General features: G+C 74.7%; 12 protein-coding genes. 7 read left to right on the top strand and 5 right to left on the bottom strand.

The window, feature by feature from the left end; all coding sequences use genetic code 11:
* Positions 1-95 precede the first annotated feature (95 nt).
* The gene (locus RNC47_RS17305; protein WP_311599785.1) at positions 96-1,892 is read left to right on the top strand and encodes an endonuclease/exonuclease/phosphatase family protein; all 1,797 of its coding nucleotides are present in this window, start codon (positions 96-98) and stop codon (positions 1,890-1,892) included.
* A gap of 37 nt (positions 1,893-1,929) precedes the next feature.
* Complete coding sequence (locus tag RNC47_RS17300) at positions 1,930-2,220, top strand: hypothetical protein (protein WP_311599783.1); 291 nt, start codon at positions 1,930-1,932, stop codon at positions 2,218-2,220.
* Between the two features lie 10 nt (positions 2,221-2,230).
* Here the strand turns inward: RNC47_RS17300 and RNC47_RS17295 are convergent, their stop codons facing one another.
* The gene (locus RNC47_RS17295; protein ID WP_311599781.1) at positions 2,231-3,004 is read right to left on the bottom strand and encodes a glucose 1-dehydrogenase; all 774 of its coding nucleotides are present in this window, start codon (positions 3,002-3,004) and stop codon (positions 2,231-2,233) included.
* A 199-nt stretch (positions 3,005-3,203) separates the two neighbouring features.
* Here RNC47_RS17295 and RNC47_RS17290 point away from each other — a divergent pair, with 199 nt between their 5' ends.
* Positions 3,204-5,006 (top strand): glycosyl hydrolase, encoded by a 1,803-nt coding sequence (locus tag RNC47_RS17290; RefSeq protein WP_311599779.1) that lies wholly within the window; start codon positions 3,204-3,206, stop codon positions 5,004-5,006.
* Here the strand turns inward: RNC47_RS17290 and RNC47_RS17285 are convergent.
* Complete coding sequence (locus RNC47_RS17285) at positions 5,003-6,016, bottom strand: helix-turn-helix domain-containing protein (protein WP_311599778.1); 1,014 nt, start codon at positions 6,014-6,016, stop codon at positions 5,003-5,005. The two genes, RNC47_RS17290 and RNC47_RS17285, sit on opposite strands and share 4 nt — an antisense overlap.
* A 68-nt stretch (positions 6,017-6,084) precedes the next feature.
* Between RNC47_RS17285 and RNC47_RS17280 the strand changes: the two genes are divergently transcribed.
* Positions 6,085-7,287 (top strand): MFS transporter, encoded by a 1,203-nt coding sequence (locus tag RNC47_RS17280; RefSeq protein ID WP_311599776.1) that lies wholly within the window; start codon positions 6,085-6,087, stop codon positions 7,285-7,287.
* Here RNC47_RS17280 and RNC47_RS17275 read toward each other — a convergent pair.
* Complete coding sequence (locus RNC47_RS17275) at positions 7,199-8,395, bottom strand: MFS transporter (RefSeq protein ID WP_311599774.1); 1,197 nt, start codon at positions 8,393-8,395, stop codon at positions 7,199-7,201. The genes RNC47_RS17280 and RNC47_RS17275 overlap by 89 nt on opposite strands.
* 492 nt (positions 8,396-8,887) lie before the next feature.
* Between RNC47_RS17275 and cyaB the strand changes: the two genes are divergently transcribed.
* Complete coding sequence (cyaB, locus tag RNC47_RS17270; RefSeq protein WP_311599772.1) at positions 8,888-9,490, top strand: class IV adenylate cyclase; 603 nt, start codon at positions 8,888-8,890, stop codon at positions 9,488-9,490.
* Between the two features lie 117 nt (positions 9,491-9,607).
* Positions 9,608-10,252: a hypothetical protein gene (locus tag RNC47_RS17265; protein ID WP_311599771.1), complete on the top strand. Its 645-nt coding sequence runs from the start codon at positions 9,608-9,610 to the stop codon at positions 10,250-10,252.
* A gap of 25 nt (positions 10,253-10,277) precedes the next feature.
* Here the strand turns inward: RNC47_RS17265 and RNC47_RS17260 are convergent, their stop codons facing one another.
* Positions 10,278-11,099 (bottom strand): alpha/beta fold hydrolase, encoded by an 822-nt coding sequence (locus RNC47_RS17260; RefSeq protein ID WP_311599770.1) that lies wholly within the window; start codon positions 11,097-11,099, stop codon positions 10,278-10,280.
* 98 nt (positions 11,100-11,197) lie between these two features.
* On the opposite strand from RNC47_RS17260, the gene RNC47_RS17255 reads away from it, so the two are divergent.
* Entirely contained in the window at positions 11,198-12,448 is a 1,251-nt protein-coding gene (locus RNC47_RS17255; RefSeq protein WP_311599768.1) for an MFS transporter, read from the top strand.
* A gap of 35 nt (positions 12,449-12,483) precedes the next feature.
* Here the strand turns inward: RNC47_RS17255 and RNC47_RS17250 are convergent, their stop codons facing one another.
* Positions 12,484-13,302 (bottom strand): S1 family peptidase, encoded by an 819-nt coding sequence (locus RNC47_RS17250; protein WP_311599767.1) that lies wholly within the window; start codon positions 13,300-13,302, stop codon positions 12,484-12,486.
* Between the last annotated feature and the right edge of the window lie 451 nt (positions 13,303-13,753).

The raw sequence follows: 13,753 nt of genomic DNA, 5'->3' as shown, positions 1-13,753 counted from the left end.
GGTGGGTGGGGGAAATCCGCGCAGCGCCCCGCGGAGCGTCGGCGTGGTGACTCCCGGCGCTCCGCGCCGGCAGGCGACCGGTAGCCTGCGGCAGCATGACGCGTACCGCCCTCGTCGGAGTCACCACCCTCGTCGCCCTGGAGACGCTCCGCCTCACCGGGACGGCGTTCGGCGAGGCGACGACGGTCGGCACGCTGCTGGTGGTGGCCCTCGCCACCCTCGGCGCCGGGCCCGTCGCCTGGTGGCTCGGCCGGCGCCGCGCCCTGCCGGCGGCCCTCGGCGCGCTCGCCGCGCTCCGGCTGCTGCTCCAGGTCCCCGCCCTCCGTGGCCTGTTCCTGGTCGCGCTCACCACCGCCGTGGCCCTCGTCACGCTGCTGCTCGCCGCCCGTCGGGCGGGCCCGCGTCGTACCGGCCGTGCCGTCGCCCTCGCCGTGGCGTTCGACGTCGCGCTACGGCTGCCGCTCGACCTCCTCGACCCCTTCAGGTACGGCGGGTTCCCCGGCTGGTCGGTCGCCCTCGTACTGGCCGCCGCGCTCGGCGGCCTCGCCCGGCGCCTCCACCTGACCACCCCGTCCGACGGGCCGCTCCGGCCGCCGGCCGAGGCCGCCCGGGCGCTCGCCACCGCCGCCCCCTGGGGCGAGATACGCGACGCCGGCCCCGCCACCGCGCTGCTCGGCCCCGCCCTCGGGCTCTACGCCACCGTGCTCGCCTCGCCGGGACACCTCGGCGCGCAGGCCGACCTGTCCGTCGGCGTGGCCGGCCTGTGGGTCGCCGCCGGCGCCCTGCTCGGCGTCGTCGCGCTCTCGCTGCCGCTGCCCGGGCCCCGGTGGGCGGTCCCCGCCGGCCTCGCCGTCGCCGTGCCGGCCGCCGTCCTGCTGCCGTGGGCCGCGCTGCCCGCCACCGTGCTCGCTCTCGCCGCCCTGCCGGTCACCCTGCGCCGCGCCGTGACGCTGCCACTCCCCGGGCCCGTGACCGGGCACGCGGCGGCCGCCGCGCTGGCCGCCCTGCTGGTCACGCTGCCGGTCCAACCGCCGTTCCCCACCTGGCTGTTCCCCACCCTCGCCGGCCTCGGCACGGCCTGGGCCGCCAGCCGCCTGCCGGTCCCCGCGCCGTTGCCGCGCCCGTTCCTGCCGATCATCCTCGCCACCCTGCTGCTCGCCGCCCCGCCGCTGGCCGGCGCGCTGCGCGCGGGACCCGAGCCGCTGTCCACGGACACCGCCGGCGGCATGTACCGGATGCTGAGCTGGAACGTGCACCAGGCGAGGGCCATGGACGGCGAACTCGACCCGGGGGCGGTCCTCGACACCATCCGCGCGTCCGGCGCGCAGGTCGTGCTGCTCCAGGAGGTCCCCAGGGGCCGCCCGGGCTCCGGCGGGTTCGACCTGGTCGACTGGCTGGAGCGGCGTCTCGACGTGACCGCCGTCTGGTCCCCGGAGCGCGACCGGCTGTCCGGCAATGTCATCCTCACCAGCCTCCCGGTCCTCGACGCGCAGACGGGCGACCTGGCCAGCGACCGCTCGTACGCCGCCGCCGACCTCCGGCTCACGGACGGCGAGACCGCTCGGGTCGTCACCGCCCACGGCTCCCCGTTCCCCGAGGTCTTCGAGAACCTGCTGCGCGCCACCGGTGACGGCACGCACACCGTGCTCGCCGGGGACCTCAACGCCGAGCCCGGCTCGGCGGAGATCGACGCGGTGCTGGCCGCCGGCCTGCACAGCGCGCAGGACGAGGCGCGCGATCCCGAACTCCGGGACCGCGACACCGCCGTCGGCCCGTCCCGCCGCGTCGACTGGATCTTCGGCGCCCGTGACGTCTCCTTCGGCGACCTCACCCTCACCGACACGGACGCCTCCGACCACCTGCCGATGGCCGTCACCGTCTACCTCGACTGACCGACCGGCGTCGGCACCGGCGGGTACTCTCGCTCGGGTGATCCGCGACCTCCGCAACGTCCGGCCCGTGACCCCGAGCCACGAGAGCACCCCGTTGAGCGAAGAGGAGGAGCGGCGCGTGCGCGACACGCTCTTCCGCGAGTTGGGCAACGCGATCGCCGACCGGGGCTGGACCACCTTCCCCGCCTACACCCCGGAGGAGCGCCGCCGGCTGGTCGCGGTCGGCGAGCGGCTGACGGCCCACTGGGGCCGGCGGGTCGTCGTCGAGGCGGAGGACCAGTGCGCCATGCGGCTGCGGCTCGCGGACGCACCGGCCCCCCTCGCCTGAACGACGAAGGTCAGCCGAGGCCGCCGGTGGCCCGTAGGTTCTGCCCGGTGAGCCAACGGGCGTCCGGGCCGGCCAGGAAGGCGACGACGTCGGCGACGTCGGCCGGCTCGCCGAGCCGCCGCAGCGGCGTCAGCCTGGTGATCAGCTCCAGGTTCTCCGGCGGGTTGGTGTCGCGCAGCAGGTCGGTCTCGGTGGCGCCCGGCGAGACGGTGTTGACGGTGATCCCCCGCGGCCCCAACTCGGCCGCCGCGACCGCCGTCAGCTGTTCCAGGCCGCCCTTGCTGGCCGCGTACAGGGAGATGCCGGGGGCGGGGCGCACCGTGTTGAGGGTGGAGATGTTGATGATCCGGCCGCCGTCCCGCATGGTGCGGGCCGCGTGCCTGATGGTGAGGAACGGCGCCTTGAGGTTGACCGTCAGCAACGCGTCGTAGGTCTCGTCGTCGATGTCGACGATCGGTGTCGGCATGAAGGGCAGCACCGCGTTGTTGACGAGGATGTCGAGGTCGCCGCCGAGCAGTTCGGTGGCGCGCTCCAGCAACTCCCGTACTCCGGCGGGCTCGGCGAAGTCGGCCCGCACGGCGTGCGCCTCGCCGCCTCCGGCGACCACGCCCGCCGCGACCTCCTCGGCCGCCTTCTCGTCCCGCGCGTAGTTGAACACGACGCGCGCGCCGTCCCGCGCGAGTCGCTCCACGATGGCGCGCCCGATGCCGCGTGAACCGCCGGTCACCAGCGTCGCCCTGCCGTCCAGCGGCCTGTTCGGCTTGCTCGATGTCTCGGTCGTCATGTGCCGACACTGCCCCGTCGTCGTTTCCGGCATCCCTGTCGTCGGCTGTCGGCAGAGCCGGATCGGCGGGCCGGCGACGTCCTACTCATTGACGTGCTCACGATAGGTGCGGTCGAATACGTCCGGAGGATTGGGAGCGCTCCCATGGTCGGGACGCCATGGACCGGGCGACTCCCGCCAAGCCCTGGAGGCGAGTCTCGTGAAGACGCTCCGCACGGCGGCCAGGACCGCGACCCGGGCCAGGCTGGCCGCGCTGGTCGCCGGCCTGCTGGCCGCGCTCTCCCTGCCGCTGGCCGCGCCGGCCGCCGCGGCCGACGCGACCACGACCGACCAGGCCGCGACCGACCGGGTCGGGACCGCCCAGGCCGCGACCTACGAGGCCGAGGACGGCACGCTGCGCGGCGTCAACGTCGCGTCCACCGCCGCCGGTTACTCCGGCACCGGCTATGTCGAGGGCTTCGACGTGGCCGAGGACGAGGTGGAGATCACCATCCCGGACAGCCCCGGCGGCCTCCACGAGCTCACCGTCGTCTACCGCGCGCCCTACGGCCAGAAGAACGCCGTGCTGCTCCTCAACGGCGGCGGCCACGGCGAGATCACCCTCGCCGCCACCGACGCCTTCACCCCGCTCCCGGCCGGCCGGGTGCTGCTGGAACCCGGCGACAACACCGTGACCGTCCGCAGCGGTTGGGGCTGGTACGAGATCGACGCCATCACCGTCTCGCCCGTGCCGCCCCGGCCGCCGCACCAGGTGGACGACGTGCCCGTCGACCCCCAGGCCACCCCCGAGGCGCGTTCGCTGCTGAGCTACCTGGCCTCCCAGTACGGCGAGACCATCCTCAGTGGCCAGCAGAGCCTCGACGACATCGCCTGGCTGGAGCAGAACGTCGGCCGCGCCCCGGCCATCGCCGGCCTCGACCTGATGGACTACTCGCCGAGCCGCGTCGAGCGCGGCACCACCTCGCAGGAGGTGGAGAACGCCGTCTCCTGGGACGCGCGCGGCGGCATCACCACCTTCTCCTGGCACTGGAACGCGCCCACCGGGCTGATCGACGAGCCCGGGCGTGAATGGTGGCGCGGCTTCTACACCGACGCCACCACCTTCGACGTGGCGGCGGCGCTCGCCGACCCGTCGTCCGAGGAGTACGCGCTGCTGCTGCGTGACATCGACGCGATCGCCGTCCAGTTGGAGCGCCTCCAGGACGCCGGCGTGCCCGTGCTGTGGCGGCCGCTCCACGAGGCCGAGGGCGGCTGGTTCTGGTGGGGCGCGAAGGGCCCGGAACCGGCCAAGGAGCTCTACCGGTTGATGTACGACCGGCTGACCAACACGCACGGCCTGCACAACCTCGTCTGGATCTGGAACTCCGTCGACCCCGCCTGGTACCCGGGCGACGACGTGGTGGACATCGTCAGCGCCGACTCCTACCCGCCGGCCGGCGACCACGGCCCGGTCAGCGCGACCTACGAGCGTCTCGTCGACCTGGTCGACGACACCAAGATCGTGGCGATGACGGAGAACAGCGGCATTCCGGACCCCGACCTGCTGGAGGCGTACCAGGCCGACTGGAGCTGGTTCCTCACCTGGTCGGGCGACTTCATCCGCGACGGCGTCGTCAACTCGCGGGAGCACCTGGCGCGCGTCTTCGGCCACGAGCGGGTCATCACCCTGGACGAGCTGGGCGACTTCAGGCGGCAGGGCGGTTGCCTGGCCGACCACCGGGTGGTGCAGCGGTGGGGCACCGGGTACCAGGCCGAGGTGACGGTCACCAACAACGGCTCGACGCCGCTGACCGGTTGGCAGGTGTCCTGGTCCGCGCCGGCCGGTCAGTCGCCGGGCGGGGCGTGGAACGCCCGCCTGACGACCGCCGGTTCGACGGTCCGCGCCACGCCCGCCTCGTGGAACGCGACGCTCGCGCCGGGCGCGTCGACGACCTTCGGCTACCTGGGCGGCTCCCCGTGGCCGAACGCCACGTTCCTCGCGCCGAGTTGCCAGGCCGGCTAGCGCCCCGGGCCCGCCGGGTCCGGGCCGGCCGGTGAGGTGCTGGTGGCGCCCGAGGCCGCCACCAGCACCTCCCCGGCCGCCGTCCGCACGTACAGCACCGACCGCCCGGCCCGCCGCCGCTCCACAAGACCCGCGTCCCGCAGCACCCGCAGATGTCGCCCCACCGAGCCGAGGCCCTGCCCGGTCACGGCGACCAGCTGCGTCGTGCTCATGGGGGTCCCGAGCAGCATCAGCAGCCCGGCCCGCGCGGTCCCGACGAGCGCCCCGAGCCCGGCCGGCACGGGGCGCCGGTCGTGGTCCGCGGCGAGCACGCCGAGACACGGGTAGACGACGGCGTACCGCTCCCGCCCCTCCCACGAGACCCAACTGGTCCGCGGCGTCACCGGCATGAAGAGCAGCTCGGCCCCGGCGGCGATCTCGCGCGGCGGATTCGCGTTCCGGTTGACCTGGAACCGGCTCTCGCCGAGCCACCGGGTCCCCGGCTTCAGCGAGTCCAGCACGGCCGCCCAGCCGCCCTGGCTCACGCGCGCGGTCCGCGCGACCACGTCGGCCTCCAGGACGCGCCGCCGGCGCTCCCAGTACGGCCGCACGGTCTCCGCCCAGACGTACGTCAGCAGCGCCGTCGCCCGCTCCGGCAGGTCGTCCCGCTCCAGAGCGGCGGGCAGCGGGCCCTTCAGGCACACCCGGAGGTCGTCCCGCGCCTGGCCAGGCCCGGCGGCCCGCACCCGGGCCACGGTCTCCTCGAAGCGCTCGCCCTCGCCCGAGGTGGGGCAGAAGAAGTCGGCGATCCAGGAGGTGCCGATCGCCACCCGGACGAGCAGCGCGGCCACCGGATCGGCCGCGAGGCGGGCCCGGTAGCCGGGCAGGTGGTCGCGCAGCCAGGCCGTCTCGCCCGGGTGGGCGCCGGTCCCGGCGTGCAGCAGCCGCAGGCTCGCGAAGGTCTCGGCGAACGGCGAGAGCACGAACCGACTGTGGACGAGGGTGTCGGCGTCGATCCGCCACAAGCCCATGGCGCATGACCTTTCGCGTGTCGGCGAAACAGTATCCACGGCCCCCGGGCGCTCCGAGACTCCGGCTCATGCGCAGCTACCGAACCCTGTTCCACACCCCGGAGTTCAGCCCGTTCCTGCTCTCCTTCGGCGCGTTCGCCGCGGCCCAGACGATCGGCGGCCTGGCCCTCGGCACGCTGGTCTTCCGGGCCACCGGCTCCCCCTTCCTCTCGGCGGTGAGCATGTTCGGCCCGCAGTTGGCGCAGTTGGTGGGGGGCGCGTTCCTGCTCTCGGCGGCCGACCGCCTGCCGCCGCGCGCGATCCTGTCCGGCCTCGCCCTGGTCTTCGCGGCCGGCACGGCGGTGTTGGCGCTGCCGGGGCTGCCGGTCCCGGCGGTGTTCTGCGTCGTCCTGGCGCAGGGGCTGATCGCGTCGCTCGGCGGGGGAGTGCGCGGTGGACTGCTGACCGAGATCCTGGCCAAGGACGGCTATGTGCTGGGGCGTTCGGTGTACAACATGCTCTGGGGCCTGACGCAGGTGGCCGGTTTCGCGACGGGCGGCGCACTGCTCGCGTTGCTGTCCCCGCGGACCTGTCTGCTCCTGGCGGCGGCGCTGTACGTGCTGTCGGCCGGGGTCACCCGCCTGGGCCTCTCGGCCCGCCCGCCGCGCTCCGCCGGCCGCCCGTCGGTCTCGGCGACCTGGCGCACCAACGCCCTGCTGTGGTCCTCGCGTCCCCGCCGCCTGACGTACCTGGCGCTGTGGGTCCCCAACGGCCTGGTGGTCGGCGGCGATTCGCTCTACGTCCCGTACGCGCCCGAGGCCGCCGGCACGCTGTACGCGTGCGGGGCGCTCGGCATGTTCCTCGGTGACCTGACGGTGGGCCGCCTGGTGCCGCCCGCCGTGCGGCCCCGGTTGGCGACCCCGCTGCGCCTGCTGCTGGCGGCTCCCTACCTGTGCTTCGTCCTGCGGCCCGGGGTGGCGCTGTCGGCCGTGGCCGTGGCCGTCGCCTCCTTCGGCTTCGCCGCGAGCCTGGTCCTCCAGGAGCGTCTGATGTCCCTCACCCCCGACGACCTGGCGGGCCAGGCCCTCGGCCTGCACGCCACCGGCATGGCCGCGATGCAGGGCGTCGGCGCCGTCATCGCGGGCGCGCTGGCCCAACTGATCTCCCCGGCCACGGCGATCACGCTGATGGCGGCCGGATCGCTCACCGCGACCCTGACCCTGGTGGCGCTTGGCCGGCACGCGGAAGCCGCAGGTCGCCGAGTGCGCTGGCCGCGATCAGCAGCAGGGTGAAGCCCACGCCGGCGAGCACCGTGACGGACGGCGTCGCGGCGCTCTGCACGGCCCCGGCCAGCGCGGCGCTGCCGCCGTAGCCGACGCCGACCACCGCGTACATCACCGAGTAGGCGGCGGCGTGCGCGCTGGGCGGCAGCGCCTCGCGCAGGGACAGCACCCGGGTCACCAGCACGCCGGCCTGCAACAGGCCGGCGACGAGGAGCGCGCCCGCGATCCAGGGCAGTGAGCGGGCCGTGGCGGCGAAGGCCACGCAGCCGGTGACGGCGAGCAGCAGGACCAGGCTCTGGGCGCGCAACGAGCCGGGCCAGCTGCCGCGCAGGCCGTAGAGGGCGGCCCCGGCGGCGGCCGCGACCGAGTAGCCGGCGAGCAGGGGGCCCGTCCAGCCGACGCCGATCGCGCGCTGTTCGAGCAGCGCGGGCAGCACGAGTTCGGCCAGCGCCAGCAGCGACATCGCGGCCGCGCCGGTGAGGTAGACGGGCCAGGCGCGGGCGAGGGTGCGCGCCATGGAGGCGCCCCGCCGATCCTCGGGCTCCGCCGGCCACCCCGCCGGCAGCGCCCACAGTCCGACGGTGGCCGCGGCCATCAGCAGCGCGGCGAGCAGCAGCGGCAGCGCCGGGTCGACGCCCAGCGCGAGCCCCCCGACGAGCGCGGGCGCGGCGGCCCAGACCGCGTAGGTGAGCACGGACTCGACGCTCAGCGCCTTGACCACGAGCTCTTCGGGCAGCGGCGCGGTCAGCAGGGCACGCAGCCCGCCGGGCGCCGCGGCCGGCACGGCGCCGGCGAGCGCGGCGAGGGCGCCGAGCAGCACCGGGTGCGCGTCGGGCAGCAACCCGATCCCCGCGAACGCGCAGGCGCCACCGGCCAACCCGGCCGCCAACTGGCCCCGCGCCCGCGCGGGCCGCAACCGCGGCCCGAGCGCCACGGCCCCCACGACCTCCCCGATCACATACGCCGCGGCGATCCCGGCCCCCAGCGCGGAACCGTCCGGCCGTTCGCGCACCAGGAAGACGAACGCGAGCGGCGCCATCGCGACGGGCAACCGCGCCCCCACGGCGACGAGCACCCAGAACAGCACGGGCCGGGTGGCCAGTTCGCGATATCCCACGGCTCTCCCTCCACGAGCTTCCGCCCCCCGGCGCCGACTGTGTCCTCACCGACGGCCGGCCGCAACCACCTTTCCCACCCGCGGACAGGGCAGCGCGGGATCACGGTGGTTGGGTGAGCAGGTGATGAGGTCGAGGGTGGTGTAGCCGGTTGCTTGGAGATACCAAGCGGCGTGTGCGTCACCTCCTCTCCGGAGGGTGGCGGCGACGTGCGCGCCACCTTCGCGGCGAGCCGCGCGTCATCTCTTCCTTGAACTAGCGGACGGCGTCGTGGACGTGGTGGAACGTGGCGGTGATGGCGGTGGCCGGCCGTAGCCAGTTGGCGATGAGGATCGGCGTGCAGGGGTTGGTGGCGAACGCGGGCGACTCCGGTCGGCGCGGCCCTTCCTGGTCGTAGGTGCGGCGGTCGCCGCTCCAGCGGTAGGCGTGGATGTGCCAGCGTTCGAGGTAATACGGGCCGACAGTGAACGAACAATCTGATGTCAGGAGGCGGCGTGATCGAAGCCGAACTCAAGGCGCGGGTGCGTGACCCGGAGGAAGTCGCGCGGCGGCTCGGGCAGTACGGGACGAGCCGTGTCGAGCGTTACTGGGACACGTACTACGACGACGACGGTCGTACGCTCAGCGGGCGTGACCAGGAGCTCCGAGTGCGAACGGTGGAGAACGCTCGGGGCAAACGTTCCGTGCTCACCTTCAAGGGCGCCGTGATCGACGCGGAGTCGGGGTCCAAGCCGGAGCACGAGAGCGAGATCGCCGAGGTCGAGGCGTTGCACGCCATTCTGCGCGGGCTCGGCTACCGGCCGTTCATCGCCTTTGAAAAACGGTGTCGCAACTACGAGTTCGAGGCTCGTGGGCGTCGGATGCTGGCAACGCTCGTGCGGGTTCCGGAGATCGAAGGGGATTATCTCGAAGTGGAGACGCTGGTCGAGTCGAGCGACGACCTCCCCGCAGCGCTGGCCGGTATTCGAGAGGTGCTGGCCGAACTCGGAATCGGGGAGGCAGAGCTGACCCGCGAGCTCTACACGGAGGCGGTTGCCGCGAGCCGGTGGACGAACGAGCGGTCAGCCCGCAGCGAGGCCGGTCAGGTGCCGACGTGAGGCGTTGAGCTGTCTGCGGCAGGGCCGCGCCGGGGAGGCTTGCGTGCGCCGTGGTCCTCGGCGGTGGCGTACCGTACCGGCTGCGACAAGATCACGTTGTCAACCCTGAGGGGCGAGATGAGAACTGCGAAGTCGAGGGTCGTGCGCCGGGTCGGTGGCATATGTGGGCTGGCCGTGGCGGCGGCGCTCACCGTGACGGCCTGCTCGGAGGAGTCCGGGGAGTCGGCGGACACGACTTCGGAGGCCACCGAGTCGCAGCAGGCCGAGGAGTCGGAGGAGTCGACCGAGGTCGACGAGTCCGCGGCGGACGCGTCCGGGGAGGCGCAGGGCGGTGGGCAGGCGGCGGCCGGTGACGCGGTGGCGGTGTGGATCACCGCGATCGTGGAGGACCGGCCGGTGGACGCCTGCCTCGCCATGGGGACGCCGGGTGCCGACGGCGCGCTCGCGGCCAACACCGCCGAGATGTGCGAGGGCGAGGGACCGCAGGCGGAGCAGGCGCGGCAGAGCGTGAGCGCGCTGCGCGAGTCGTTCGCCCCCGAGAACCCGGGGCAGCCGCTCGCCGTCGAGGTCGCCGAGGGCACGGAGTCGGCCGGGACGGTGACGTTCGACGGGGAGCAGGTCACCGTGGACGGTCAGACGCTCCAGGACATCGTCGTGTCGAACTCGACCGGCGTGGAGCCCGGGCAGATCGGCATCGGGATCGACGCCAGCGAGATCGAGGGGCTCTGGTATGTGACCGACATGAGCCTCTCCTTCGGCTGAGGCCGAGGCGAGACTGACGCCAGGCTCACGCTCCGCGGGACGCCAGCCAGTCGCGCAGCAGGGCGTGGAAGTCGGACGGGCGCTCCAACGACGGCAGGTGGGCGACGTCCGGCCAGTCGACGCGGCGGACGTCGGGGACGTCCGCCGTCAGCCGGGCGGCCGCCGCGTGGATGGCCCGCAGGTCGAGGGCGCCGAGCAGCACCAGGGTGGGGGCCCGTAGCTCGCCGAGGCGGTCGAGGGCGGGCGGGTCCGCCTCGGCCGCCTCCACGTCGTCCCAGTCGGCGGTCAGTTCGAAGGCGCGGCGCTGCATGAGCCGCACCAGGTCGCGGACGGCCGGGTCCACCTCGTCGCCGCGCCGCTGGGGTCCCTCGACCCACCAGGCGATGTTGGCCTCGACGGCGGCCGTCAGGTCGCCCCGGGTGAGGGCGGCGCGCTCGGCCTCCACGAAGGTCCGCAGGTCCGGGGTGAGTTCGGGGATGAGGGAGCCGCCGGGCGCGGCCAGCAGCAGCGAGGCGACCGACGACGGCTCCGCCAGGGCGAGTTCGACGGCCACGCCCGCGCCGTAGGAGGCGCCGACGAGGTGGCTGGGGCCCGTGACGCCGAGCGCGGCCAGCACGTCGAGCACGTCGCCGACGGGGGAGAGCGCACCGGCCGGCCGGTCACCGGAGTCGCCGAAGCCGCGCAGGTCCAGGCGGATCGCGTCGCGTTCCGCGGTGAGCTCGGGCCAGAGCGGGTCCCACATCCGGCGGTCGGCGACGCCCGCGTGGATCAGGACGACGGGCGGCCCGCCCGCGGGGCCCGCCCGGTCGTAGGCGATGCCCGTGGGGGTGCGCGACGTCAAAGCCACTCGGGGCTCCTTTCCTCAGGGAGGCACGCAAACACGTCGGGCCGGGCGGGCGCAAACCGATTACGACGCGCGGCCGTGCGCCGGGGAATGCTGTGGGCATGACGAACGACCCCGACACGGCCGCGCCGACGACAGCCACCCGCCCCGCCGTCGTCGAGCAGGACCGGCCGCCCAGGGGCGTGCTGCCGGCGTTGTGCCTGACCTCGATCACCAGTTGGGGCATCCTCTACTACGCGTTCCCGGTGCTGCTGCCCGCCATCACGGCGGACACCGGCTGGTCGGCGAGCGCCTGCAACGCCGCGTTCTCCGCCGCCCTGCTGGTCTCGGCCGGCGTCGGCATCCCGGTGGGCCGGCTGATCGACCGGCGCGGGCCGCGCGCCGTGATGACCTGGGGCTCGGTGCTCGGCACGGTCGCGCTGCTCGGGCTCGCCGCCGCGCCCAACCCGGCGGTGTTCGCGGTGGCCTGGCTGGCGGTCGGCGTGGCCATGGCCGGCACCCTCTACCAGCCGGCGTTCGCCGCCGTGGCCCGTTGGTGGGGGCCGCGCCGGGTGCGGGCGCTGACGGCGGTCACCCTGACCGGCGGCCTGGCCTCCACCGTCTTCGCGCCGCTGACCGCCGCGTTGGCCGAGCCGCTCGGCTGGCGCGGCGCCTACCTGGTGCTGGCGGCCGTGCTCGCCGCCGGCACCGTGCCGCCGCACTTCCTCGCGCTGCGGGCCCCCTGGCCGGCGCCGCCCGAGCCGGGCCCGGCCGGCGCCGCCGGCACGGGCGTGGCGCGCAGCCGCCCCTTCGTGCTGCTCGCCACCGCCCTCACGCTCTCCGGGTTCGTGGTCTTCGGCGTCGTCATCGCCCTGGTGCCGCTGCTGACCGAGCGCGGCCTCTCGCCCTCGACGGCCGCCTGGGCGCTGGGCCTGGGCGGGGCCGGGCAGACCCTGGGGCGGGCCCTGTACGCCACGCTGGCCCGCCGCACCGGGACCGTGGCGCGCACGGTGACGCTGATCGCGCTCGGCGGGGCGACGACGGCCGCGCTCGGCCTGGTGCCGGGTCCCGCCTGGCTGTTGGTGGTGCTCTCGGTGCTCGCCGGGATGGTGCGGGGCAATGTGACGCTGCTCCAGGCGACGGCGGTGCCCGACCGTTGGGGGAGCGCGGCCTACGGGCGGCTCTCCGCGCTGCTGGCCGCGCCGGTCACGGTGGTGGGGGCGCTGACGCCGTTCGCGACGGCCGCGTTGGCCGGGCCGCTCGGCGGCTACCCGGCGCTGTTCGCGTGGCTCGCCGTGCTGTCGGCGGTGGCGGCGGCCTTGGCCGCGGCGACGGGGGTGGCGACGGGTGTGCGCGGGGCGCCCGCGAGGTGATGGGCGCCCCGCGCGGTTCGGGGGCGGGACCCGCGTCAGCCGGCGAGGGTGGTGGCGATCCAGTCCTGGTGGCTGGCGACGGCCGGCAGCACGTCCGGCTCGGTGGCGCAGTCGTCGCCGACGCCGCGACTGACGACGCCGACGACCTCCCAGCGGTCGTTGACCCACTGGAGCGCGGGCGAGCCCGAGTCGCCGCCGCAGTAGCCGCTCTCGGTCTCGGTGCTGGTACAGAAGTCGCCCTCGCCGATGTCCCAGGGGCCGTTGACGACGCAGTCCTCGGCCGGGCTGACGAGACTGTCGAGCTGCTGGAGCCGGGTGGGCAGCGTGGTCGCGCCGTTGGACTGGTAGCCCCAGCCGATCATGCGCAGGTGGGAGCCGACCTCGGGGACGTCCTCGGCGAGCACGGCCGTCGGCTGGTCGGTGATCGGCTCGGCCAGCCGCAGCAGGGCGAGGTCGCCGATCATCTGCTCGTGGTCCGCCAGGTAGTCGGGGTGGACCACGACCTCCGTCACGCCGGCCGTACTGCCGCCCGCGGTGCGGTCGTTGGAGCCGACCCGGGCGGTGAAAAGCGAGGCGTCGAGCACCTCGCCGGTGTCGCGGTCGGCGACGCAGTGCGCGGCGGTGAGGATCCACCGCTCGTCGACGAGCGAGCCGCCGCAGCGGAACCGGTACTCGCCGTTGTCCCGCAGCATGTCGATCGCCGTCATGAACGAGTAGGTCTCGGTGGCGTCCCCACCGCCGATGATGCGGGGCGCGGCGTCGTCGGCGTGCGCGCCGCCCTGGGTGGCGAGCAGCGCCGCGGCGGCGAGGGCGGCGGTCAACGTGCCACGCAGCATGCGGGGGTGTTTGCTCATGCGGGGTTTCTCCTCCTGCGGTCCTGAGTCCTGTCGCCGAGTCAGCTTGGTGCAGGGCCTGGGCGGGAGGCGAGAGTCGTGCGGATCTTGCCGACTAGATCACAGAGAGGTTTGCCCGCGCGACCGTCCGATTCGCAGCGAAAGGGCGGGGTTGGGGGAGGAGACGGCAACGGCGCTGACGGCCCGGACGACTCCCCTCCGTGTCCTCCGAGCCGGTCAGCGCCGGCAGTGTCCGGTGCCGCCGCCGCGGCGACCGGACGGGTCCCGGGTCGACCGCGTTTTCCCCCGAAACGCGGTCGCCTCCGGCGGGGTTCGGTCCTGGCGGCGCCCCCTCCGCGCCGCCTGGACCACCTCGCACCGGCGCCCGTCCGGCAGCTCCCCCGTCACTGCCGAACAGAACCCGGGACCGAGTGACCGACCGCGCACCCCTGTGCGGTCGAACACTTATGAG

This window comes from Streptomyces millisiae, assembly GCF_031845425.1.
Lineage (GTDB): Bacteria > Actinomycetota > Actinomycetes > Streptomycetales > Streptomycetaceae > Streptomyces > Streptomyces millisiae.
Note: the sequence above shows the minus strand (reverse complement) of the source record. Positions and strands in the feature narration are given on the sequence as shown.

Coding starts and splice junctions, on each gene's coding strand:
- RNC47_RS17305 (WP_311599785.1), top strand. CDS start 96: ATGACGCGTACCGCCCTCGTCGGAGTCACCACCCTCGTCGCCCTGGAG.
- RNC47_RS17295 (WP_311599781.1), bottom strand. CDS start 3,004: ATGACGACCGAGACATCGAGCAAGCCGAACAGGCCGCTGGACGGCAGG.
- RNC47_RS17285 (WP_311599778.1), bottom strand. CDS start 6,016: ATGGGCTTGTGGCGGATCGACGCCGACACCCTCGTCCACAGTCGGTTC.
- RNC47_RS17280 (WP_311599776.1), top strand. CDS start 6,085: ATGCGCAGCTACCGAACCCTGTTCCACACCCCGGAGTTCAGCCCGTTC.
- RNC47_RS17265 (WP_311599771.1), top strand. CDS start 9,608: ATGAGAACTGCGAAGTCGAGGGTCGTGCGCCGGGTCGGTGGCATATGT.
- RNC47_RS17255 (WP_311599768.1), top strand. CDS start 11,198: ATGACGAACGACCCCGACACGGCCGCGCCGACGACAGCCACCCGCCCC.
- RNC47_RS17250 (WP_311599767.1), bottom strand. CDS start 13,302: ATGAGCAAACACCCCCGCATGCTGCGTGGCACGTTGACCGCCGCCCTC.